We start from the raw sequence: 22,366 nt of genomic DNA on the forward strand, positions 1-22,366 counted from the left end.
CCCCTTGGACATCAATTGTGGTTACACCTTGCGAGGTAAGGCTCAGCGGCCGGAAAGAGTCACGTAACCGAAACTGAATCGAGGATTCGTAACCGAAATTAATGCAATTCAGCACAACCCGGTCATGTATGCGGAGACGCCAGCTACCGTCACTGACTTCGCCAGATTCCGTGTCATATCGACATTCGATTCCATCCCCCAAAAGGCTCAGCCCCGAGCATTCCCATTGGTTTGAGTCTCCGGGTGGTGAGGCTGAGCCCAGGCCTCCCTACGGCATCTACGCCCGGGAAAACCTTCCACTCAGCCTCTCCGCCCAACTTGTCACCGGTACGGAGCCGCCTCGCCCGCCAGCCTCTACGCGTCCTGCGGGACGCTAGCTTCGCCATCCCGTTGCCGATATCTCAGACGCTATCCCCCTAGTCTCGGCTATCCCCTGCGTGCTAGTGGTGGTTTCAGCCCCCGTCCACGCAAGCGGCCACTCACCGAAGCCCATCAGTCGGACGGGATGGCCCAGTCGTCGGGCGGCTCATGCTCGGCCGACGTGTGGCACAACCGTATAGCGCTTTTCGTGCGCATGAGTATGCTCTGTTGCCGGCAACGCAATTGAAGCACTGCAAGTAAGCGGCGTCTTCGACGTAGGAGGCTCCGCCGTTGGCGCGGACGCCGCTCCGACCTCGTTCCCACGCATCACCGCCGTGCTGCCGTCGTCGACGACAATATTCGAATCGCGAAGTCTTTCATGAACGTCGCCGCCACCGACGGGTGAATGTGTATATCGTCCGTCGGCGCTCACTGGCAGGTCACCGTCACAAAACATAGCAGCATCAATGGCTTAGCAGCGTCCTCAAGCACTTATCCACGGGTTTATCGACAGTTTTTGGGGACAAGACACGGTCGCTGTTCCGATGCGCCGCCAAGGACAAGCGCCCGCCGAACATCGCCCCTCAACAAACCTTGAACCCGACAGTCAAATCTACTAGCTTGGAAGTTCGGCGCAACGCCGACCTGAGTATTCGCAACCTCTGTGCTATGGCCCTTTAGTCCATGGCATCGTTCCCCATTTTATGAGAGGGTACGATGTGAGACGGCCATGCGACAGGCGAAGCGATTCCGATGGATGGACCCGCGCAGGTTCTACACGGACGCTCGTGTCCCGAGCGCCCGCTCACTACGCAATCCGAACGGTCCTGACATCCATCGCCGCCAGACACGCGAGCAGAAACGCCGCCGAGAACGTCTTCCGGTTGACCTTCCGGTTTATCTGGTCCGGCGACTCGTCTATGCCGTATTGCTCCAGCCGCCTCGCCAGCTCCTTATAGGTCAGGCGCCGCCGGTACATCTTCTCCACTATCAGCTCCTTCGCCGTCTCCTCCCACGAGCCGTACGGGTCCGCTTGGGACCCAGTCCTTTTGAGCGGCATCTCGCCCATCGTTGCACCTTTGCCTTGAATTGGCCTCAGATTTTTAAGGAAGCGCGAATTCTCGCACACTTTAATCGGTCGTATATGACCGGTCGGATGCGCGCAGCACTACACGTCCTTTGTAGGCAATTTTTGTGAGGACGTAATGCTGAACAAGGCACAACTGACCGACCTGTTCGACCATCTGGGCACGCCGCTCCCGGGCCGCAAGCTGGTCCAGGAGGCGCGCATCCACGCGCCCGTGCGCGATGTTGCCTCCCGGGGAGGCAATGTCATTACCTATGTGGCAAGCAGGAAGATGGCGCGCGAAATCGCCACGGAGAGCTACGGCATCGAGTTCGCCGCCGCTATCGGGTTCGAATACGACGAACATGTGCTGGAGTTTTATCCGCAGCCGTGCAAGTTACAGCTCACCCTGGTCGACGACTCCACCGGTGAAATCCGTGCGATACATCACACGCCGGACTTTCTCGTCATTTCCAAGGACGGCATCACGCTCGAGGAATGCAAGTCTGAGGCAAAGCTGACCCGGCTGGCCGACAAGTACCCCTATCGCTACCAGCGACATCCTGACGGGAACTGGTGTTCGCCGCAAATCGAGGAGCAGCTCGCCGAACGCGGTATTCGGTACCGGATTCGCAGCGACGCCGCGATTCCGCGGCGCCGCATCGAAAACCTGCAGCACCTCGCCGACTATTACCTCCCGGCGGCAGAACCGTGTCCCGAAGATGTTCTCGCTCGTCTCGATGCCGGCCTGAAGGAACATGGCGCGCTTTTCTTCTACGAATTGCTCGAGCCGCCGTACGCGTTCAGCGCCGACCATGTGAACAAGGCCATCGCTGACCAACTCGTTGTGACGGACCTTGACCACGAGTCCCTACGCAATCCTCGACGCTTCCGAACCTACCGGGACAAAACGCTTCGCGAGTTCCTTTATGCCGAGTCACATCGCGCAACGCCGCCCGGCTACGAACGCTTCGCACTTCATATTGCCATCGGCACGCGGTTCGAATTCGAAGGCCAGGAACTGACCATCACGCTAGTCGGCGAAAAAAGCGTGGTCTGCAATAGGCAGGACCAAACCACCATGGAGCTTCAGCGAGACTGGCTCCTTGCGGCTCATGACAAAAATCGCATCCGGGTCCTCGAAGCAGCACCGCCCGCCGACCTCGGTCTGAGCCGGTATACCGAAGAAGAGTACGCGGAAGCACTTCGGCGCCAGACGCTACTCCAGTCCGAATCGGCAGTGGCGACTGTTTCCGCCAGGACATTGCGTCGCTGGAATGCTCGCCAGGCCGTCGCTCGAGCGAATGGCGACCATGAGATTCTGGCTTTGGTTCCGCACATCAGTGCTCGCGGAAACCACACGGTTCGGCTGAGTGAAGAGCAGATTGACATGATGGACCGGGTCATTGACAAAGAATGGCGAACCAGCAAGGCAATTAACTACAAGACCTGCCATCGGCACCTGCTAGTGATGTGCGAACAAGAAAATGTGCCGGCGCCGTCATACCCAACCTTGATTGCACGCATCAAAGGGCAGACGACCAACCATGACACTCGGGTTCGCGAAGGCAAACGCTTGGCATACCAGAAAGATGCCTTCGTGGACGCCTTGCACTATCACACGCCGATTCACGGTAGCCGACCGTTCCAGTATGTGCATATCGACCACACCGAACTGGACATCGAACTCATTTCCAGCCGCACGGGCAAGAACCTCGGCAGGCCGTGGTTATCGCTTGCCGTGGACGCGTATACCCGGCGCATCGTGGGCATATTCCTAACGTATGACCCGCCTTCATATCACTCGGTGATGATGGCGGTCCGCGACATGGTACGTCGCTTTCATCGGCTGCCTGAAATTATGGTCGTCGATAACGGCAGCGACTTTCGGTCTTCAGCATTCAAATCATTTCTCAAGGCAATGGGTTGCCATCTGCGTTTCCGTCCGTCCGGCAACCCACGTCACGGAGCAGTGCTCGAACGAATGTTCGGCCGGCTGAACGTCGATTACATACACGGTCTCGCGGGCAACACGAAGGCCACAAAGCAAGTCCGCATGGTGTCCGGTTCGCATCTACCCAAGAACCTCGCCGAGTGGACGCTCGAACCAATGTATTACGGCATTGAACACTGGGCTACGGATTTCTATGACCAGCAACAGCACCCCGTCCTCGGCGAATCGCCGCGTGAGGCGTTTCAGCGTGGCCTTCGTGAAAGCGGCTCGCGGGAGCACCTGCATATCCAGTTCAACAGGGACTTCCTGATTGCGACATGCCCCCCGGTCGACCGGGAAGGACTGCGACAAATTCATCCGCAGCGCGGCGTAAAGGTGAACGAGCGGCTCTATCACCACCCCGCATTCCGGTCTTATCAAGTCGCCGGTCAACGGCTTCCCGTCAGGTATGACCCGTGGGATGCATCGTCCGTCTATGTACGGATAAAGGACCAATGGATTCAAGCCGTCTGCCCGAGCTTGAGCGGTCTTGGCCAGCTAACCGAAAACGAGAGGAAAGCACTGACCCAAGAATACGACCGACGCTACCGCACATCGGTCGCTGACGAGCAGGACGCGCAGCGCCTTAAGGAGTTCATGCGCACCTTCACGCCAGAAGGCGCGATGGCTGTTGCTCTCGAACGCCAGGCGGAAAACAAGTCGCTTTATAACAGTTTGCAGTTCGCGAGCATCGCCCCCGTTGCTCCTCTAAATCGATTTAGCCTCATCGAGGAAACATCCAGTGCTGCCGAATCGCCGGCAGAGACAAGGTCACCAACGACATCAACAAACAATCCGGTCCAATCGCCGCCCGAGGCAGCGGCGTGGGACGACATTCCTGACCTTGACACTTTTTGAGGTGATTCATGCAACAAAAACATTCCGCCCCGCTCTCGCCGGTACCAAATTCGGCGAGCGCTCTGCTCGGTAAGCGCATCAGACACCCGCGCATTGCACAGGTCATGTCTGAACTGGAGACCCTGATTTACCCCGGCAGCCAGGACAGCACACTCCTCGTTTGTGGTCCGACGGGAGCGGGCAAGACCACGCTGGCCAGGTACATGGTCGAGGCGGCGGTCGAACGCGCCGCTGCGGACATGGAGGCGAACGCCGGCACGATTCCGGCCCTCTTCGTCGAAGCACCGGCCTCTGGCGAGAACGATTTCTCGTGGAGACTTTTCTATCGCCAGATTCTCTCCCAACTCGGTGACGACCTCGACTCGCCGAAAGCAGCCTATGGCGTCGACGCCCAATCGGGACGCATGGTGCGGCCGCGCGGTGCCAGTGGCAACAGTCTCGCGGCATTACGGACGGCCGTCGAGCGCTCGCTGCGCGAGCGGAAAGTCCAATTCCTCGTCATCGACGAAGCTGCCCACATCATTCACCAGACGCGCGGCAGTTCAAAGCTGGAGATTCAGCTCGATACGCTGAAGTCCCTGGTGAACCAATGCGGCACGCAGATGGTGTTGGTCGGCTCCTACGACCTTTACCGGCTTATGTCGCTGTCTGGTCAACTCGCCAGACGCTCGCATGTCCTCCATTTCGAACGCTATCGGCAGGACCGCCCCGAAGACGTTCGCGCATTCATCGCCTGTATCCAGGCATTCGAAAAGATGCTGCCCGCGCTGTGGGGCGGCGAGTTGACGCGTTACGCGGAGGCGCTTCATGAAAACACGCTCGGTTGCATCGGCACGCTGAGCAGCGTGCTTGTCCGAGCCTCCCGACTGGCCGATGCCGACGGTCGTTGGTCAACCGATGCGCTACGGCGCGCGCTGCTCACAGAGGCGCAGCGCGACCGGATTCTCACCGAAATCCTCGAGGGCGAGGAGGCCATCAATCCCGGCCTCACCCGCATCATGCCCACCCAGCGGCGGCACGCAGCGACCAGCAGAAGGAGCGCAGCATGAGCTATTCGATTTCGAATCCGCGCTCGACGCTGCACGCTCTGGTGCCCATCGGCCTCGACACGCCTGAGGTCGAGAGCCTGCTCAGCTACTTCTGCCGGCTGGCCGTATCGCATAGCGTGTCCGTCGCAGCGCTTTGCAGGCAAGTCGCCGGGACCGTTGGCTGGGAGCTTTCCGAGAAACACGAATGGCACGTGGGAAACATTGGCGGCATCGGAGACGCGGCAAGCAACTGGTCGGCCGCTCTCTCTGCCCTAACGAGCGTCGAGCGGCTGGACAGACTCACGCTGTTGCCATGGCGTGACGTTATCGCACAGACGAGCCTCGCTGCGACGCGGGCACGCTGGTGCCCAGCGTGCTTCGCCGAAGACAAGGAAAGCGGCAAGACACCGTATTTCCGCCTCGCATGGGACGTGGGTGCAGTAACCGTATGCGCCAGACACAAGGCCGAATTGGTGCATATCTGCCCGGATTGCGGCCGCCCCGACGCGCGACACAAATCCGCTTACGTGGTGCCCGGCTGGTGCGCGCACTGCGGCGCTTTCCTCGGAGACGGAGAACCGCCTCCTGCTGCCACGGCAGAAGAACTTTGGAAGGCCACCCAGGTCGGTGCGATGCTGAAAGCGCAAGCGTCCCTCGAGACGCCGCCAAGCCGGCACGCAATGCAGGACGCAATACAAACGCTCGTCACCCGGCTAGACAACGGCAAAGGGGCGCTCTTCGCTCGGCGTGTGGGCCTGAGCAAGACAACGGTTCACTATTGGCTGAAGCAGGCGGGGGCCCCTGCATTGCCGGCGCATCTGCGCATCGCCTCGCAAACAGGATTGGCGCTGCCGCAGTTGCTCACGGGCGATTTAACTGATTGGGCTCCCTGTTCGGCCGAAGTCCATCAACTCGCATTGCTGTTTCCCGACGAGACAAAACGTGCGGCGGCTCGCGCAATCGACTGGGATAACGTTCGGGCTGAACTGCGGACATTCAGCAAGCTACCGTCAATCATCAGCGTGTCCGAAGCCGCACGCAGGCTCGACGTCGACGCCCGACTGCTTTATCAACACGCGAACAAGGAGGCGCGCGTTTTGGCCGAGCGCTGGACGCAATACATGCAACGCCGAAAAGAACGAAGCGTCGACAATGCTCGCACCGTCATCGAGGCCGCGTGCAGGGATATCCTCGCCGACGGCAAGGCAATCAACCTGCGGGAGCTAGATGCCCGCGTACCGAAGGAGGTCCTGGGCAGCATCCGAGGTGTCATAGACGTCCTACAGGAGGTCAAGGAGACGTTCGGCGTAAGCTAAACGACCAGCCCCCATCCCGCAATGAAAAAGCCGGCCTATGCGCCGGCTTTTTCGTATCTACGCCGCGCTCCGCGGGGCAAAACCTCTAACCCTAGCACCGTTACTCGATAAAGCAAAACGTGTCCCATCGGGAAATCAAGCATAACGTGTCCAGGTGGCCACTTTATGCTTAACGGCACAGCTTCCCCCGGACAACCGTGGAAGCGAATCTGGTGGGCCCCCCGGGAGTCGAACCCGGCACCAACGAATTATGAGTTCGCTGCTCTAACCAAGCATGAGCTAGGGGCCCAGACGAGAAGCAAAGCGTGCTACACGCCACCCCGGCAACGAGGCCGGGCCGGCATTGTAACAACAAAGACGACAGAGGGAACAAACGCCACCGGCATCATGCGGACACCGGCGGCGTTCGTGGCAGAGACGCTGGAAATCAGTTCCCTTCGAGGAACGACTTCAGCTTGTCGGAACGGCTCGGGTGACGCAGCTTGCGCAGCGCCTTGGCCTCGATCTGACGGATCCGCTCGCGCGTGACGTCGAACTGCTTGCCGACTTCCTCGAGCGTGTGATCGGTGCTCATCTCGATACCGAAACGCATCCGCAGCACCTTCGCCTCGCGTGGCGTCAGCGAATCGAGCACGTCCTTCACGACGTCGCGCATGCTGGCATGCAGCGCGGCATCCGCCGGCGCGACCGTGTTGGTGTCCTCGATGAAGTCGCCGAGATGGGAATCGTCGTCGTCGCCGATCGGCGTTTCCATCGAGATCGGCTCCTTCGCGATCTTCATGATCTTGCGGATCTTGTCTTCCGGCATCTCCATCTTCTCGGCGAGCGTGGCCGGATCCGGCTCGAGACCGGTTTCCTGCAGGATCTGCCGCGAGATGCGGTTCATCTTGTTGATCGTTTCGATCATGTGAACCGGAATACGGATCGTGCGCGCCTGGTCCGCGATCGAGCGCGTGATGGCCTGACGGATCCACCACGTCGCATAGGTCGAGAACTTGTAGCCGCGACGGTATTCGAACTTGTCCACTGCCTTCATCAGGCCGATGTTGCCTTCCTGGATCAGGTCGAGGAACTGCAGGCCGCGGTTCGTGTACTTCTTCGCGATCGAGATCACGAGACGCAGGTTCGCCTCGGTCATTTCGCGCTTCGCCTGACGTGCCTTCAGTTCGCCGGCCGCCATCTGGCGGTTGGTTTCCTTCAGGTCCTTCAGCGGCAGCACGACGCGCGCCTGCAGGTCGAGCAGGCGCTGCTGCTGTTCGCGGATCGCCGGGACGTTACGCGACAGCACCGCGCTGTACGAATGGCCTTCCGCGGTGATCTTCTCCGCCCAGTCGAGATCCGTCTCGTTGCCCGGGAAGCGTGCGATGAATTCCGAACGCGGCATGCCGCACTTGTCGACGACGATGTGCAGGATCTGACGCTCGACCTGACGCACTTCGTCCACTTGCGCACGCAGCGTGTCGCACAGACGCTCGACGGTACGCGCGGTGAAGCGGATCGTCATCAGTTCGGTCTGGATCGTTTCCTGCGCCTTCAGGTAGGCCTTCGACTTGTAGCCTTCCTTCTCGAACGCGCGGCGCATCTTGTCGAACCACTCGCTGATCTGCGAGAACTTCTCGAGCGACGCACGCTTGAGGGCTTCGAGTTGGGCGGCGTTCGCCGATGCCTGCGCGGCGCCGTCGTCTTCCTCCTCTTCCTCTTCTTCCTCTTCCTCTTCGGCTTCCTCATCCTCGTTCTCGATGGCTTCCGCTTCCTTCGCGGAGAAGCCGTCCGTATCGGCGGAGTCCGAAGCATTCGGATCGAGCAGGCCGTCGACGAGCTCGTCGACGCGGATCTCTTCGTTCGCGACGCGTTCGGCCATCGCGAGGATGTCGGCGATCGTCGTCGGGCACGCGGAGATGGCCATCACCATGTGGCGCAGGCCGTCCTCGATCCGCTTCGCGATCTCGATTTCGCCTTCGCGCGTGAGCAGCTCGACCGTGCCCATCTCGCGCATGTACATCCGGACCGGATCGGTCGTGCGGCCGAATTCCGAATCGACGGTGGACAGCGCGACTTCCGCTTCCTCCTCGACTTCATCGTCCGACGACGCGGCGGGCGCGTTGTCGTTCAGGAGCAGCGTCTCCGCGTCCGGCGCCTGCTCGTAAACCGCCACGCCCATGTCGTTGAACGTGCCGATGATGCCCTCGAGGGCTTCGGTCTCGGTGAAGTTGTCCGGCAGGTGGTCGTTGATTTCGGCGTACGTGAGGAAGCCGCGCTCCTTGCCGAGCTTGATCAGCGCGCGCAGTTTCACGCGGCGCTCTTCGAGCTCCTCGGCCGTGCCCGGCGTGCTCGTCGCGAACGCTTCCTTCAGCAGCGCCTTTTCCTTGGCGCGACGATCGCGCACCTTGGACTTGCCCGGTGCAGCCGCGGCTGCGGGCTGCTCGTCGCTCTGATTTGCGTCGTCTTCGACGGATACTTCGTTCAGCTTTTTGGTCATGGAGTTCGCCGTACCGGCTATATCGACTCGCGGCTGCTGGACGACAGCCGGTTGAACCGTGGGTGCATGAGTAGTACGTACTGCCGTTTCGTCCGCGTCGGCAGTCGTGTCCCTTGCGCTTTTCGCACTTGCCCGCTTCGCCGCCGGCTTGGCCGGCCCGGAGTCGGGTCTGGCGGCAGCCCGTGTTCTGGCTGCCGGCGCCGGCGCAGCCTGAGCAGTGCCGGCCGCGGTTTTCTTTCCTGCAGGGGCTGACGTGGCTGAAGACGTTGTCCTGGTGGAAGAAGCAGACTTGGCCGCTGTGACCTTTTTGGTCGGCTCCGTCGAGCCCTTGCCCGTTGCTTTCTTTCCGCCTGTCGTCTTTGCCATCGCGATTCTCGCCTCTGCTTGGAAAACAAACCGCTGGAAACCTTATATTATAGCACGCTGGGGAGCCCTCTCTAAGCGCCCCGGCCGCCTACAGCCCGAGCCGACGCTTCATGTCGGTTCGCTGCTGGTTCAATTCCGTCAATTCGGCCAGTTCCTCGGGGGTGAAGGTGGATTGCCGCGCCAGCCTGTCCAGCCGGTCGCAGCAGGCGTCGTAGCGCATCTTGAGCACAGCTGCCTGCAGCTCCTCCCCCGCAATCCGCTCCTGCTCACGCTGCCGTTCGGGCACCGTCTCGTCTTCCGGATTCTGTAACAGCAAATCGCGGACGTTTTCATCATAGTCCAGAATTTCGCGGAAGATTTCCTCGTAAGTCGCCCCATTCGAGGACGTCCTCAGGACATCAGACAGCAGCCGGAACTCCGCGCCGTCGCCCAGCGCACGCGCATGATCGACAACTTCCGCGAACAATTCGCCGATGCGCGGCAGCGCGCGCAGGGTCGCAATCTGTTCGTCGTCGAGCTGCGATGCGATGCGCGGATGCATTACCAGCGTGCGCAGCGCGCGCTTTTCGCTGTCCGTCACGCGACGCCGCTCGCTGCGCGCGGGCGCCTGACGCGGCGGCGCCGCGATACGCGTATCGACGTCCGACAGCGCCGCGACCTCCTCGAACGGGATATCGAGGCGATCGGCGAACATGTGCATGATCTGCGCGCGCAACGCGTTCGCGGGCAGCGCCTGCAACAGCGGCTTCGCATCGAACAGGGCCTTCGCGCGGCCTTCCGGCTGATCGAGCGCCTTGCCGGCAATGGCTTCGTTCAACAGAAATTGCGACAGCGGCATTGCGCGTTCGACCTGCTCGGAGAACGCGTCCGCGCCGAACTCGCGCACGTAGCTGTCCGGATCGTGCTCGGTCGGCAGAAAAAGGAACCGGATCGTCCGGTTGTCGCCCGCATGCGGCAGGCAGGCCTCGAGCGCGCGCCGGGCCGCGCGCCGCCCGGCCGAATCGCCGTCGAAACTGAAAATGACGGTGTCGGTCTGTCGCAGCAGCTTCTGCACGTGAATCGGCGTGCACGCGGTACCGAGCGTCGCGACCGCGTTCGGAAAGCCGAGCTGCGCGAGCGCGACGACGTCCATGTAGCCTTCGACGACCAGCACGTACTTGCGCTCGCGAATCGCGAGCCGCGCCTCGAACAGCCCGTACAGCTCGCTGCCCTTGTTGAACAGCGGCGTTTCCGGCGAGTTCAGGTACTTCGGCTCGCCGCTGCCGAGCACGCGGCCGCCGAAACCGATCACCTGCCCCTTCACGTTGCGGATCGGGAACATGATCCGCTCGCGGAACCGGTCGTAGCGGCGCGCGACACCCTGCGCGTCGGTTTTCTCGCTGACGATCACGAGCCCCGCCTCGACAAGCGACTCGTCGCGATAGTCGGGGAACGCGGCTTCGAGGTTCTGCCAGCCGTCCGGCGCATAGCCGAGACCGAAGCGCGCGGCGATCTCGCCGGTCAGGCCCCGGTTCTTCAGGTACTGGATCGCGACGGTCGCGCCGCGCAACTGCTTGCGGTAGTAGTCGCACGCCGCGGTCATCGCGTCGGACAGCGCGGTCGCCACCGATTTCGACACGGGCGCCGGATAGTCGCCGCCCCCGCCTCCGCCCCCACCGCCGCGCATCGACGGCTCGTGCGGCACGGTCAGCCCGACGGATTGCGCGAGTTCCTGCACGGCTTCCGGGAACGTGAGCCCCGCGTGTTCCATCAGGAAGCCGATCGCCGTGCCGTGCGCACCGCAACCGAAGCAGTGATAGAACTGCTTGGTCGGGCTGACGGTAAACGACGGACTCTTCTCGTTATGGAACGGGCACAGCCCCATGAAGTTGGCGCCGCCCTTCTTGAGCTGCACGTACCGGCCCACCACGTCGACGATATCGACGCGGTTCAGCAAATCCTGCAGGAACGAATGCGGAATCACCGTGGGATCGAGCGAAAAAAGACAATACGACGCCCGGCGCACGCATCGCTGGGCGCGCCGGGAACGGGTTTTACTTCGTGAGCGCGGCCTTGACCTGCGCGGAAACGGCCGTCATGTCGGCACGGCCGGCGAGCTTGCCCTTCAGCACGCCCATCACCTTGCCCATGTCCTGCGGGCCGGCTGCGCCGGTTTGCGCGACCGCCGCCTGGACCTCGGCCGCCACTTCGGCGTCCGACAGTTGCGCGGGCATGTAGCCGCCCAGCACGGCCAGCTCGGCCTGCTCCTTCGCAACCAGATCGTCGCGGCCGGCCGCCTGGAACTGGCTGATCGAATCCTTGCGCTGCTTGATCATCTTGTCGATCACGGCCGTGATGCCCGCGTCGTCGAGCGTGACCCGGTCATCGACTTCGCGCTGCTTGATCGCGGCCATCAGCAGGCGAATCGTTGCCAAGCGCTCGCTTTCCTTCGCGCGCATCGCGGCCTTCATGTCTTCGCTGATCTGCTCTTTCAAACTCATCTTTCACCCGGGATGGAAACGTGAAACCGACGCCCGCAAATGGGCGTCAACACAAAAACCCGCTTGGGACAGTGTCTCAAGCGGGTTGCTCGAATCCGGCATCGGCGACTCGCCGCCTGATCGGCTGCGCGACCGGACCCGATCACACGGAGTCGCCGGTGCGCCGCTCAGTGAACCGCGCGGCGCCCAATCGTTCAGTACAGCTTCTTCGGCAGCGTCTGGCTGCGAATACGCTTGTAATGACGCTTCACCGCAGCGGCCTTCTTGCGCTTGCGTTCTGCGGTCGGCTTCTCGTAAAACTCACGCGCACGAAGCTCGGTCAACAGACCATTCTTCTCGATCGTGCGCTTGAAGCGACGCATTGCAACTTCGAACGGCTCGTTCTCTTTAACGCGAATGATCGTCATGATCCGACACGAATAAAGGTTTGCAGGGAAAGACTACCGAGTATAGCAGAGCGATGGGTCAAAGGCACGGACCCCACCCCCGCCAGAACCGTGCCGGCCGGCGCGTCAGGCGCCTCGCGCATACTCGGCCGCGGCCTGCCCGGCCGCCGTGCCGGACGCCCACGCCCACTGGAAGTTGTAGCCGCCGAGCCAGCCCGTCACGTCCACCGCCTCGCCGACGAAGAACAGCCCGGGCACGCGCGCGCTCATCATCGTCGCCGACGACAGCTCGCGCGTATCGACTCCGCCCTTCGTCACTTCGGCCTTCTTGTAGCCCTCGGTGCCGTTCGGCGTCAGCGTCCAGCCGGACAGCGCGTCGCCGATCTGGCGCAGCGTCTTGTCGGGCAGGTCCGCGAGCCGCGCGTCGGCCGCGACGCGATGCGTGTCGAGCCACGCATGCGCGAGGCGCGACGGCACCCAGTCGGCGAGCAGCGAACCGATCTGGCGCTTCGACGTGCGTTTCGCGTCGAGCAGGTCGGCCACCGTGTCGCGCTGCGGCAGCAGGTCGACGCGGATCGGATCGCCGGGCTGCCAGTAGCTCGAGATCTGCAGGATGCCGGGCCCGGACAGCCCGCGATGGGTCAGCAGCAGGTCCTCGACGAATTCGCCGCCGCGCTTTTTGTCGCCGGTCGATACGCGCACTTCGAGCGATACGCCGGACAGCGGCGCGAACGGCGCCCAGTCCTGCGGCGCGAACGTCAGCGGCACGAGCGCGGGCCGCGTATCGACGAGCTTGTGGCCGAACTGCTTCGCGAGCCGGTAGCCGAAGTCGGTCGCGCCGATCTTCGGGATCGACAGGCCGCCGGTCGCGACGATCAGTGCGCGCGCGCCGATCGGGCCGGCCTGCTGCGTGTCGAGCGTAAAGCCGTCGGCCGGCGCATGGCGCACCGCGTCGACGACGACGGGCCGGCGCCACGCGATGCCGCCCGCGTCGCACTCGTGCTTCAGCACGTCGATGATCGCGTCGCTGCCGTGGTCGCAAAAGAGCTGGCCCTTGTGCTTTTCGTGCCAGGTCACGTGATGGCGCTTGAGCAGCCCGAGGAAGTCGCGCGGCGTATAGCGCGCCAACGCCGAGCGCGCGAAATGCGGATTCGACGACAGGTAGTTGTCGGGCCCTGCGTACAGGTTCGTGAAGTTGCAGCGGCCGCCGCCCGAGATGCGGATTTTTTCGGCGAGCCGCGGCGCGTGATCGATCAGCACGACGCGGCGGCCGAGCTGCCCGGCGACCGCGGCGCTCATCATGCCGGCGGCGCCCGCGCCGATCACGGCGATGTCATAAGTTTCCATGGCGCGGATTGTACCTGCCCGGCCTCGGGCCCGGCCCGCCCGCGGCGGCGGCGAGCCCCCGCCTGCTATAATTTCAGGTTACGTCGACCTACCCGCGGCGCGTCCGAATCGGCGCGCCCTGCCCTCACCCATGCTCGTTCTCGGCATCGAAAGCTCCTGCGACGAAACCGGCCTCGCGCTCTACGACACGCAGCGCGGCCTGCTCGCGCACGCGCTCCATTCGCAGATCGCGATGCACCGCGAATACGGCGGCGTCGTGCCCGAGCTCGCATCGCGCGACCACATCCGCCGCGCGCTGCCGCTGCTCGAGGAAGTGATGGCGCAAAGCGGCACGCGCCGCGACGACATCGACGCGATCGCGTTCACGCAAGGCCCCGGCCTCGCCGGCGCGCTGCTGGTCGGCGCGAGCATCGCGAATGCGCTCGCGCTCGCGTGGAACAAGCCGACCGTCGGCATCCATCATCTCGAAGGCCACCTGCTGTCGCCGTTGCTGGTCGACGCGCCGCCGCCGTTCCCGTTCGTCGCGCTGCTGGTTTCCGGCGGCCACACGCAGTTGATGCGCGTGACCGACGTCGGCGTGTACGAGACGCTCGGCGAAACGCTCGACGACGCGGCCGGCGAAGCGTTCGACAAGACCGCGAAACTGATCGGCCTCGGCTACCCGGGCGGCCCCGAAGTATCGAAGCTCGCCGAAACGGGCACGCCGGGCGCGGTCGTGCTGCCGCGCCCGATGCTGCATTCGGGCGATCTCGACTTCAGCTTCAGCGGCCTGAAGACGGCCGTGCTCACGCAGATGAAGAAATTCGAAGCGGCGAAGCTCGACGGCGAAGCACTCGAACGCGCGAAGGCCGATCTTGCGCGCGGCTTCGTCGATGCGGCCGTCGACGTGCTCGTCGCGAAGTCGCTCGCCGCGCTGAAGCGGACGAAGCTCAAGCGCCTCGTGGTCGCGGGCGGCGTCGGCGCGAACCGCCAGTTGCGCGCGGCCCTGTCGGCGGCCGCGGCCAAGCGCGGCTTCGACGTGCACTACCCCGATCTCGCACTGTGCACCGACAACGGCGCGATGATCGCGCTCGCGGGCGCGCTGCGGCTCGGCCGCTGGCCTGAACAGGCGAATGCCGATTACGCATTCACGGTGAAGCCGCGCTGGGATCTCGCGTCGCTCGCAAGCTGAATCGCGCCACGCGACGCCCCAGACAGAAAACGAAAAGGCCGCTCGGTTCCGAGCGGCCTTCGTCATGGGCGCGACAAAACGCCGCGACGTTATGCAGCGTGCCGCTTGTCGCGTTCGATCAGCGCATACGCGCTGTGATTGTGGATCGACTCGAAGTTCTCGGCTTCGAGCACGTACGCGATCACGCGCTCGTCCGCATCGAGACGTTGCGCGACGTCACGCACGAGATCCTCGACGAACTTCGGGTTCTCGTAGGCACGCTCGGTGACGAACTTCTCGTCCGGACGCTTCAGCAGCCCCCACAGTTCGCACGACGCTTCCTCTTCCGCGATGCGGATCAGCGCCTCGACCGGCAGATCGGCGGCCAGCTCCGCATCGATCGTCACGTGCGAGCGCTGGTTGTGCGCGCCGTACTGCGAGATCTTCTTCGAGCACGGGCACAGGCTCGTCACCGGCACGAGCACCTTCAGGAACACGCGCGTGTCGCCGTTGCGGCTTGCGCCCGTGAGCGTCACTTCATAGTCGAGCAGGCTCTGCACGCCGGACACCGGCGCCGTCTTGTTCACGAAGTACGGGAACGTGACTTCGATGCGGCCGGCCTCGGCTTCGAGCTTCACGAGCATCGATGCGAGCATCGCGCGGAAGCGCTCGACCGTCAGCGGCGCGCGATTCTCTTCGAGCAGCGCGACGAAGCGCGACATGTGCGTGCCCTTCTGATCGGCCGGCAGACGGACGTCGAGGTTCCAGACACCGACCGTCGGTTGCACGTCGCCGCTTTCGGTACGCACCGTCAACGGATGCCGAACCGCCTTCACGCCCACGCGCTGAATCGGGATCTGACGGATATCCACCGTGCTCTGCACGTCGGGCATCACGAAGGCGGGATTCATCTGGTTCATTTGTTCAATCCTTGTAAGCCGCGCGTCCGACGACGCGCACGCCGCATCATGCGGCGGCCGGAAAAGCAACATGGGCCCGCAGGCCCATGTTTTCCGCATCAATGAAGACCGGTTGCGCCAGTCGCACCGACGCCGCCCGCGGGCGGCGTCAGCTTACGCGACGCGCTTCGCCTGACCGGCGACATCGGCCGCCGGATTCAGAAAGCGTTCGCGAATCGATTTCGCGATGCCCGCGCCGTCGAGGCCGCATTGCGACAGCAGCTTCGCGGGGTCGCCATGATCGATGAACAGGTCAGGGAGGCCCAATTGTAGTACGGGTCGGATAACCCCACTCTCCATCAGGGCTTCGACGCAGGCCGAGCCCGCGCCACCCATCACGCAGCCTTCCTCGACCGTGACGACGTAGTCGTGCGTTTCGGCGAGCTCGCGCACGAGCGCCGCGTCGATCGGCTTCACGAAGCGCATGTTCGCGACCGTTGCATCGAGCTCCTCGGCAGCGGCGAGCGACGGCGCCACCATCGTGCCGAACGCGAGGATCGCGACGCGCTTGCCTTCCGGCTGCGACGTGCGGCGCCGCACTTCGCCCTTGCCGAGCGGGATCTCGGTGAATTCCTTCACCGTCGCCACGCCCGTGCCCGCGCCGCGCGGATAGCGCACCGCGGTCGGGTTCGGCTGCTGCAGCGCCGTGTGCAGCATCTGGCGGCATTCGTTCTCGTCGGATGCGGCCATGATCGTCATGTTCGGGATGCAGCGCATGAACGCGAGATCGTACGCGCCCGCATGCGTCGCGCCGTCCGCGCCGACGAGGCCCGCGCGGTCGATCGCGAACACGACCGGCAGGTTCTGCAGCGCGACGTCGTGGATCAGCTGGTCGTACGCACGTTGCAGGAACGTCGAGTAGATCGCGACGACGGGCTTCAGCCCTTCGGTCGCGAGACCGCCGGCGAACGTCACCGCATGCTGCTCGGCGATGCCGACGTCGTAGTAGCGATCCTTGAAGCGCTTCTCGAATTCGACCATGCCCGAGCCTTCGCGCATCGCGGGCGTGATGCCGACCACGCGCGTATCGCGCTCGGCTTCGTCGCACAGCCACTCGCCGAACACCTGCGTGTACGTCTTCTTCGCAGGCGTGGTCGACGGCTTGATGCCTTCGGCCGGATTGAACTTGCCGGGGCCGTGATAGAGCACGGGATCGGCTTCGGCGAGCTTGTAGCCCTGGCCTTTCTTCGTCACCACGTGCAGGAACTGCGGGCCGCGCAGCTCGCGGATGTTCTGCAGCGTCGGGATCAGCGAATCGAGATCGTGACCGTCGATCGGGCCGATGTAGTTGAAGCCGAATTCCTCGAACAGCGTGGCCGGCACGACCATACCCTTCGCGTGCTCCTCGAGCTTGCGCGCGAGTTCGAGCACCGGCGGCGCCACGCTCAGCACGCGCTCGACGCCCGCGCGCGCGGCCGCATAGAAGCGGCCCGACATCAGGCGCGCGAGATGGCGATTCAGCGCGCCGACCGGCGGCGAGATCGACATGTCGTTGTCGTTCAGGATCACGAGCACTTTCGCATCTTCCGACACGCCCGCGTTGTTCATCGCCTCGAACGCCATGCCGGCCGTCATCGCGCCGTCGCCGATCACGGCGATCGAGAAGCGGTCGTCGCCATTCAGCTGGCTGCCGATCGCCATCCCGAGCGCGGCCGAGATCGACGTGCTCGAGTGCGCGGTGCCGAACGTGTCGTATTCCGACTCCGAACGGCGCGGGAAACCCGAGATGCCGTCCTGCTGACGCAGCGAGTGCATCTGGTCGCGGCGGCCCGTCAGGATCTTGTGCGGGTAGGTCTGGTGACCCACGTCCCAGACGATGCGATCGTTCGGCGTGTTGAACACGTAGTGCAACGCGATCGTCAGCTCGACCGTCCCGAGGTTGGACGACAAATGGCCGCCCGTCTTCGACACGCTGTCGAGCACGAACGCGCGCAGTTCATCCGCGAGCGGTTGCAGTTGGCGACGATCGAGGCGGCGCAAATCCGCCGGGTCGTCGATGGTTTTCAGCAAGTCGTACATCGTCGTTCCATTGTAGGAAATCAAACGCGCCCGCATTCTTTTGCACGCACCGTAGCGTGTGCGCGGCGGCGGGCTTTCGCGTCAGCTGACCCGGTTCACTACCAGGTCGGCAAGTTCGGCGAGACGCTGTGCGCGTGCGCCGAACGGTTTCAGCGCGTCGTGCGCTTCGGCGCGCAGCTGCGCTGCCAGCTCGCGCGACGCCTCGAGACCGAGGATCGATACATAGGTCGGCTTGTCGTTCGCCGCGTCCTTGCCGGCCGTCTTGCCGAGCGTCGCCGAATCGGTCGTGACGTCGAGAATGTCGTCGACGACCTGAAAGGCCAGACCCACGGCGCCCGCGTAAACATCCAGCGCGGCCATCGTTTCCGCCGACGGCGTCTCGCCGGCCAGCGCGCCCATCCGCACGGCCGCGCGCAGCAAAGCGCCCGTCTTCATCCGGTGCATCGTCTCGAGCTGTTCGCGCGTCAGCTTCAGGCCGACGCTCGCCAGGTCGATCGCCTGCCCGCCGGCCATGCCGATCGAGCCGCTCGCGAGCGCCAGCTCGCGCACCAGCGCCGCTTGCTGCACCGGCGACAGCGCATCGGCGTCGGTCAGCGCGACGAACGCCTGCGACTGCAGCGCGTCGCCGACCAGCAGCGCCGTCGGTTCGTCGTACTGTACGTGCACGGTCGGCTTGCCGCGACGCAGCGCGTCGTCGTCCATGCACGGCATGTCGTCGTGCACGAGCGAGTAGACGTGGATCATCTCCAGCGCCGCCGCCGCCGCGTTGCGCGCCGCTTCGGTCGCGCCGGTCAGTTCGCCTGCTGCATGGCACAGCAGCGGGCGAACGCGTTTGCCGCCACCGAGGACCGCATAGCGCATCGCCTCGTGAAGTTTCGCGGGCGTCGCGGTTTCAGCCGGCAGATAGTGGCCGAGTGCGTCCTCGACACGGTCAAGCACGGACCGCATCCATTGTTCGAATGTCATAGATCGTCGTCTTCGCCGTCCGTGGCGGCCGTTCCGGACGAAAGCGGCTTCAGCGTCGCGCCGTCGAGCACGCGAACCTGCTGCTCCACTTTCTCGAGCTGCTGTTGGCAAAACGCAACGAGGGTCGCACCGCGGCGATACGCCGCCAGCGAATCCTCGAGGCTCAACGCGCCGCCTTCCATCCGGGCAACCAGCGTCTCGAGTTCCGCGAGCGCCATCTCGTAATTGTCCGGCAACGGTTCGGTGCCGTTGCCGGGCGGCGTGGCGCCTGGGGATGCGGTTTTCGCCATGGACGAGGTGTCAAATTTCAAAACAAGTCGGACATTCTACGGCAAAAGAGAATTTTCCGACCTGCCGTCGTGGGCGCCCGCGCACAATTCCGGCCCCATCTACGACGCACAGTGTGCGCCTTGGGACGGTCGCCCGACAAAAAATTGACACAAATCAGGCACTTAATCCTAGCCTTGCGGGGCGAACCGGGTATAATTGCCCGTTTCCCTAAATCGATTTTTCGATGGTTGGGTTGTTCACTGCTTTCACGCTAACACCGGGAGTGGGAATGTCCAATCTGAGCGATGCGCTTCAGTTGAAGTCGGCCCACAGCCAGCTTCCAGTCACTGCATATTTCGATGAGGCGCTACTCGAGCGCGAGATCGAAACCCTCTTCAAGAAAGGTCCTCGTTACGTCGGGCACGAGTTGATGGTGCCCGAGGCGGGAGACTATTTTGCGCTGCCGTCCGAGAAGGAAGGCCGCGTGCTGGTCCGTAACCAGACGAACCAGATCGAGCTGCTGTCGAACGTGTGCCGCCACCGGCAGGCGATCATGCTCAACGGGCGCGGCCATGCGCAGAACATCGTGTGTCCGCTGCACCGCTGGACGTACGACCTCGAAGGCCAGTTGCTCGGCGCGCCGCACTTCCCCGACAAGCCGTGCCTGAACCTCGGCAAGAGCCCACTGCAGAACTGGCAGGGGCTGCTGTTCGAGGCCGAGGGCCGCAACGTCGCGCGCGATCTCGCGAACCTCGGCACGAAGCATCACTTCGACTTCGCCGAATACCAGTTCGATCACGTCGAAGTGCACGAGTGCGACTACAACTGGAAGACGTTCATCGAGGTCTACCTCGAGGATTACCACGTCGTCCCGTTCCACCCGGGTCTCGGCAGCTTCGTGTCGTGCGACGATCTCAAATGGGAGTTCGGCGACTGGTACAGCGTGCAGACGGTCGGCGTGCACAACGCCCTCGCGAAACCGGGCAGCACGACTTACCAGAAATGGCACGAGCAGGTGCTGAAGTTCCGCAACGGCGTGCCGCCGGAGTTCGGCGCGATCTGGATGGTCTACTACCCGGGCCTGATGATCGAGTGGTATCCGCACGTGCTGGTCGTGTCGTGGCTGATTCCGCGCGGGCCGCAGAAGACGACCAACATCGTCGAGTTCTATTACCCCGAGGAAATCGCGCTGTTCGAACGCGAATTCGTCGAGGCCGAGCGTGCCGCCTATATGGAAACGGCCGTCGAGGACGACGAGATCGCGATGCGGATGGACGCGGGCCGCCGTGCGCTGATGGCCCGCGGCGAGTCGCAGGTCGGCCCGTACCAGAGCCCGATGGAAGACGGGATGCAGCACTTCCACGAGTTCCTGCGCCGCCACCTCGGCGGCCTCTGACAGCGGCTGCGGCGCGTTGACGCCGCGCGGCATCCGGCAGACGAAAAGACGGGCTTCGGCCCGTCTTTTTTTGTTTAGACTTGGAGTGTCAGGCCATTTGCACTCCAGGGAGTCGTCATGCCACACACTCATTACACCACGCTCATCTCCGCCGCCAATCTCGCCGAGCGCCTGGCCGCGGCGCCCGGCAGCGTCGCGCTGTTCGACTGCCGCTTCGATCTCGCCGATCCCGGCGCCGGCGAAGCCGCCTACGCGGCCGGTCACCTCCCCGGCGCGCACTATCTTCATCTCGATCGCGACCTGTCAGGCCGCAAGACGGGCACCAACGGCCGCCATCCGCTGCCGACCCGCGACGCGCTCGCGACGCTGCTCGCCAGCCGCGGCCTCAAGCAGGGTCAGCAGGTCGTCGCGTACGACGCGCAAGGCGGCGCCTATGCGGCGCGCCTGTGGTGGCTGCTGCGCTGGCTCGGCCACGATTCGGTCGCCGTGCTCGATGGCGGCCTGCAGGCCTGGGAAGCGGCCGGCCAGCCGCTGACGACCGACGTGCCGCACCCGGCCGCCGGCGACTTCCGCTCGGCCACGCCGCTCGAATCGACCGTCGATGCGGCGGCCGTGCTCGCGAACGTGTCGTCGCCCGCGCGCGTCGTGATCGATGCCCGCGCACCGGATCGCTATCGCGGCGAAAACGAAACGATCGATCGGGTGGGCGGGCACATTCCGGGCGCGCGCAACCGCTTCTTCAAGGACAACCTGACCGCCGACGGCCGCTTCAAGACCGGCCATGAATTGCGCGAGGCATTCACCACCGTGCTGGCCGGCACCGAGCCGAACCGCGTGATCCTGCAATGCGGCTCCGGCGTCACCGCATGCCACAACGCGCTGGCGCTGGAAGTGGCCGGCCTGCACGGCGCGTCGCTGTACCCGGGCTCGTGGAGCGAATGGAGCGCCGATCCGTCGCGGCCGATCGCGACCGGCCCGAATCCTTGAGCACCCGCGCGGCGCGACGACGATGATGCGGCGGCCGTTGCCGCCGCTCGTCGCTTACATCACGCCGTACTTGTGGAACCACTCGATCGCGCGCTTCCAGCCGTCCTCGGCATCGCCCTTCACGTAACTCGGCCGGTAGTCGGCGAAGAACGCGTGACCGGCATCCGGATACACGACGATCTCCGATTCGCGCGCGCGCTTCGAGTCGCTCGCCTGGATCGCCTTGCGCATGTCCGCGAGCGACGCCTGCGTGATGTTCTGATCCTTCTCGCCATACAGCCCGAGCACCGGCACCTTCAGCAACGACGCATGGTCGACCGGATTGAACGGCGTCATCTCGTCGGTCTTGCCTTCGACGAACCCGTACCACGCGACGGCGGCCAACACGTGCGGATTGTGTTCCGCATACAGCCATGCCTGGCGGCCACCCCAGCAGAACCCCGTCACGCCGAGACGCGACAGGTCGCCGCCGTTCTTGCCGGCCCATGCGGCGGTCGCATCGAGATCCTCCGTCACCTGCCGGTCCGGCACCTTGCTGATGATGTGGTCGTACAGCTCCTTCATCGTCGGATACTTCGCCGCATTGCCCTGCCTGGCGAACAGGTCGGGCGCGATCGCGAGATAGCCGAGCTTCGCGAAGCGCCGGCACACGTCGGCGATATGCGCGTGGACGCCGAAGATCTCGTGGATCACGATCACGACCGGCAGGTTCGTCTTGTCGATCGGCTGGGCGCGATACGCCGGAATACTCGCATCGCCCGAGCGGATCTCGATGGTGTCGACGTCCAGCCCGGCGCTGTCGGTCGTGACCGTCTGCGCCGACACAGGCAGCACGGCCGCCGCGAAGGTGCCGCCGAGCGCAGCCTGCATGAACTTGCGGCGCGAAAACGGGACGTGGGGGACCAGGCTGTCGACTTCGGGTTTCAACATGAATGCACTC

Annotated in this window: 17 protein-coding genes and 1 tRNA gene; 6 read left to right on the top strand and 12 right to left on the bottom strand. The window is 63.9% G+C overall.

The window, feature by feature from the left end:
• Positions 1 to 1,168: 1,168 nt before the first annotated feature.
• Positions 1,169 to 1,429, bottom strand: a complete 261-nt coding sequence (locus tag KR541_RS16600; protein ID WP_216089653.1) for a DUF6471 domain-containing protein — start codon at positions 1,427 to 1,429, stop codon at positions 1,169 to 1,171.
• A gap of 136 nt (positions 1,430 to 1,565) precedes the next feature.
• Between KR541_RS16600 and KR541_RS16605 the strand changes: the two genes are divergently transcribed.
• Genes KR541_RS16605 through KR541_RS16615 form a run of 3 tightly spaced genes read left to right on the top strand, consistent with a single transcriptional unit; the run spans position 1,566 to position 6,621 of the window.
• The gene (locus tag KR541_RS16605; RefSeq protein WP_216089654.1) at positions 1,566 to 4,277 is read left to right on the top strand and encodes a DDE-type integrase/transposase/recombinase; all 2,712 of its coding nucleotides are present in this window, start codon (positions 1,566 to 1,568) and stop codon (positions 4,275 to 4,277) included.
• An 8-nt stretch (positions 4,278 to 4,285) separates the two neighbouring features.
• Positions 4,286 to 5,326, top strand: coding sequence for an AAA family ATPase (locus KR541_RS16610; RefSeq protein ID WP_216089655.1), 1,041 nt, complete (start codon positions 4,286 to 4,288; stop codon positions 5,324 to 5,326).
• Positions 5,323 to 6,621, top strand: a complete 1,299-nt coding sequence (locus KR541_RS16615) for a TniQ family protein (RefSeq protein WP_216089656.1) — start codon at positions 5,323 to 5,325, stop codon at positions 6,619 to 6,621. The genes KR541_RS16610 and KR541_RS16615 overlap by 4 nt, the downstream gene beginning before the upstream one ends.
• A gap of 210 nt (positions 6,622 to 6,831) precedes the next feature.
• Here the strand turns inward: KR541_RS16615 and KR541_RS16620 are convergent.
• The 6 genes from KR541_RS16620 to KR541_RS16645 all read right to left on the bottom strand — a co-directional run bounded on the left by KR541_RS16620 (position 6,832) and on the right by KR541_RS16645 (position 13,688).
• Positions 6,832 to 6,910: transfer RNA gene (locus KR541_RS16620), tRNA-Ile, on the bottom strand.
• A gap of 138 nt (positions 6,911 to 7,048) precedes the next feature.
• Positions 7,049 to 9,466 carry an RNA polymerase sigma factor RpoD gene (gene rpoD, locus KR541_RS16625; protein ID WP_080334133.1) on the bottom strand — a complete coding sequence of 806 codons (2,418 nt, stop codon included), beginning with the start codon at positions 9,464 to 9,466 and terminating at the stop codon, positions 7,049 to 7,051.
• Positions 9,467 to 9,554: 88 nt separating this feature from the next.
• Positions 9,555 to 11,429, bottom strand: coding sequence for a DNA primase (dnaG, locus tag KR541_RS16630; RefSeq protein ID WP_124553982.1), 1,875 nt, complete (start codon positions 11,427 to 11,429; stop codon positions 9,555 to 9,557).
• Between the two features lie 70 nt (positions 11,430 to 11,499).
• Positions 11,500 to 11,946: a GatB/YqeY domain-containing protein gene (locus KR541_RS16635; protein ID WP_050011331.1), complete on the bottom strand. Its 447-nt coding sequence runs from the start codon at positions 11,944 to 11,946 to the stop codon at positions 11,500 to 11,502.
• A gap of 194 nt (positions 11,947 to 12,140) precedes the next feature.
• Positions 12,141 to 12,353 carry a 30S ribosomal protein S21 gene (gene rpsU / locus KR541_RS16640; protein WP_006479415.1) on the bottom strand — a complete coding sequence of 71 codons (213 nt, stop codon included), beginning with the start codon at positions 12,351 to 12,353 and terminating at the stop codon, positions 12,141 to 12,143.
• A gap of 105 nt (positions 12,354 to 12,458) precedes the next feature.
• Complete coding sequence (locus KR541_RS16645; protein ID WP_256975831.1) at positions 12,459 to 13,688, bottom strand: BaiN/RdsA family NAD(P)/FAD-dependent oxidoreductase; 1,230 nt, start codon at positions 13,686 to 13,688, stop codon at positions 12,459 to 12,461.
• Between the two features lie 121 nt (positions 13,689 to 13,809).
• On the opposite strand from KR541_RS16645, the gene tsaD reads away from it, so the two are divergent.
• Entirely contained in the window at positions 13,810 to 14,850 is a 1,041-nt protein-coding gene (gene tsaD, locus KR541_RS16650; protein WP_050011333.1) for a tRNA (adenosine(37)-N6)-threonylcarbamoyltransferase complex transferase subunit TsaD, read from the top strand.
• Between the two features lie 89 nt (positions 14,851 to 14,939).
• Here tsaD and folE2 read toward each other — a convergent pair whose 3' ends face one another.
• From folE2 to KR541_RS16670, 4 genes are all read right to left on the bottom strand, one after another.
• Complete coding sequence (gene folE2, locus KR541_RS16655) at positions 14,940 to 15,749, bottom strand: GTP cyclohydrolase FolE2 (protein WP_216089657.1); 810 nt, start codon at positions 15,747 to 15,749, stop codon at positions 14,940 to 14,942.
• A 153-nt stretch (positions 15,750 to 15,902) separates the two neighbouring features.
• Positions 15,903 to 17,807, bottom strand: coding sequence for a 1-deoxy-D-xylulose-5-phosphate synthase (gene dxs, locus KR541_RS16660; RefSeq protein ID WP_050011335.1), 1,905 nt, complete (start codon positions 17,805 to 17,807; stop codon positions 15,903 to 15,905).
• Between the two features lie 81 nt (positions 17,808 to 17,888).
• Positions 17,889 to 18,773: a polyprenyl synthetase family protein gene (locus KR541_RS16665; RefSeq protein WP_050011336.1), complete on the bottom strand. Its 885-nt coding sequence runs from the start codon at positions 18,771 to 18,773 to the stop codon at positions 17,889 to 17,891.
• A complete protein-coding gene (locus KR541_RS16670) occupies positions 18,770 to 19,063 on the bottom strand; it encodes an exodeoxyribonuclease VII small subunit (RefSeq protein ID WP_006479428.1) in 294 nt (97 codons plus the stop codon). Before KR541_RS16670 ends, KR541_RS16665 begins: the two co-directional genes overlap by 4 nt.
• Before the next feature lie 269 nt (positions 19,064 to 19,332).
• Here KR541_RS16670 and KR541_RS16675 point away from each other — a divergent pair, with 269 nt between their 5' ends.
• Together KR541_RS16675 and KR541_RS16680 are read left to right on the top strand one after the other, a co-directional pair.
• Positions 19,333 to 20,439: an aromatic ring-hydroxylating oxygenase subunit alpha gene (locus KR541_RS16675; protein WP_050011337.1), complete on the top strand. Its 1,107-nt coding sequence runs from the start codon at positions 19,333 to 19,335 to the stop codon at positions 20,437 to 20,439.
• 117 nt (positions 20,440 to 20,556) lie between these two features.
• Positions 20,557 to 21,426: a sulfurtransferase gene (locus KR541_RS16680; RefSeq protein WP_050011338.1), complete on the top strand. Its 870-nt coding sequence runs from the start codon at positions 20,557 to 20,559 to the stop codon at positions 21,424 to 21,426.
• Between the two features lie 54 nt (positions 21,427 to 21,480).
• On the opposite strand, the gene KR541_RS16685 is transcribed toward KR541_RS16680, so the two are convergent.
• Positions 21,481 to 22,356, bottom strand: coding sequence for a dienelactone hydrolase family protein (locus tag KR541_RS16685; protein ID WP_050011339.1), 876 nt, complete (start codon positions 22,354 to 22,356; stop codon positions 21,481 to 21,483).
• Positions 22,357 to 22,366: the final 10 nt, after the last annotated feature.

The sequence above is a fragment of the Burkholderia sola genome (genome assembly GCF_905400185.1).
Taxonomy (GTDB): Bacteria; Pseudomonadota; Gammaproteobacteria; order Burkholderiales; family Burkholderiaceae; genus Burkholderia; species Burkholderia sola.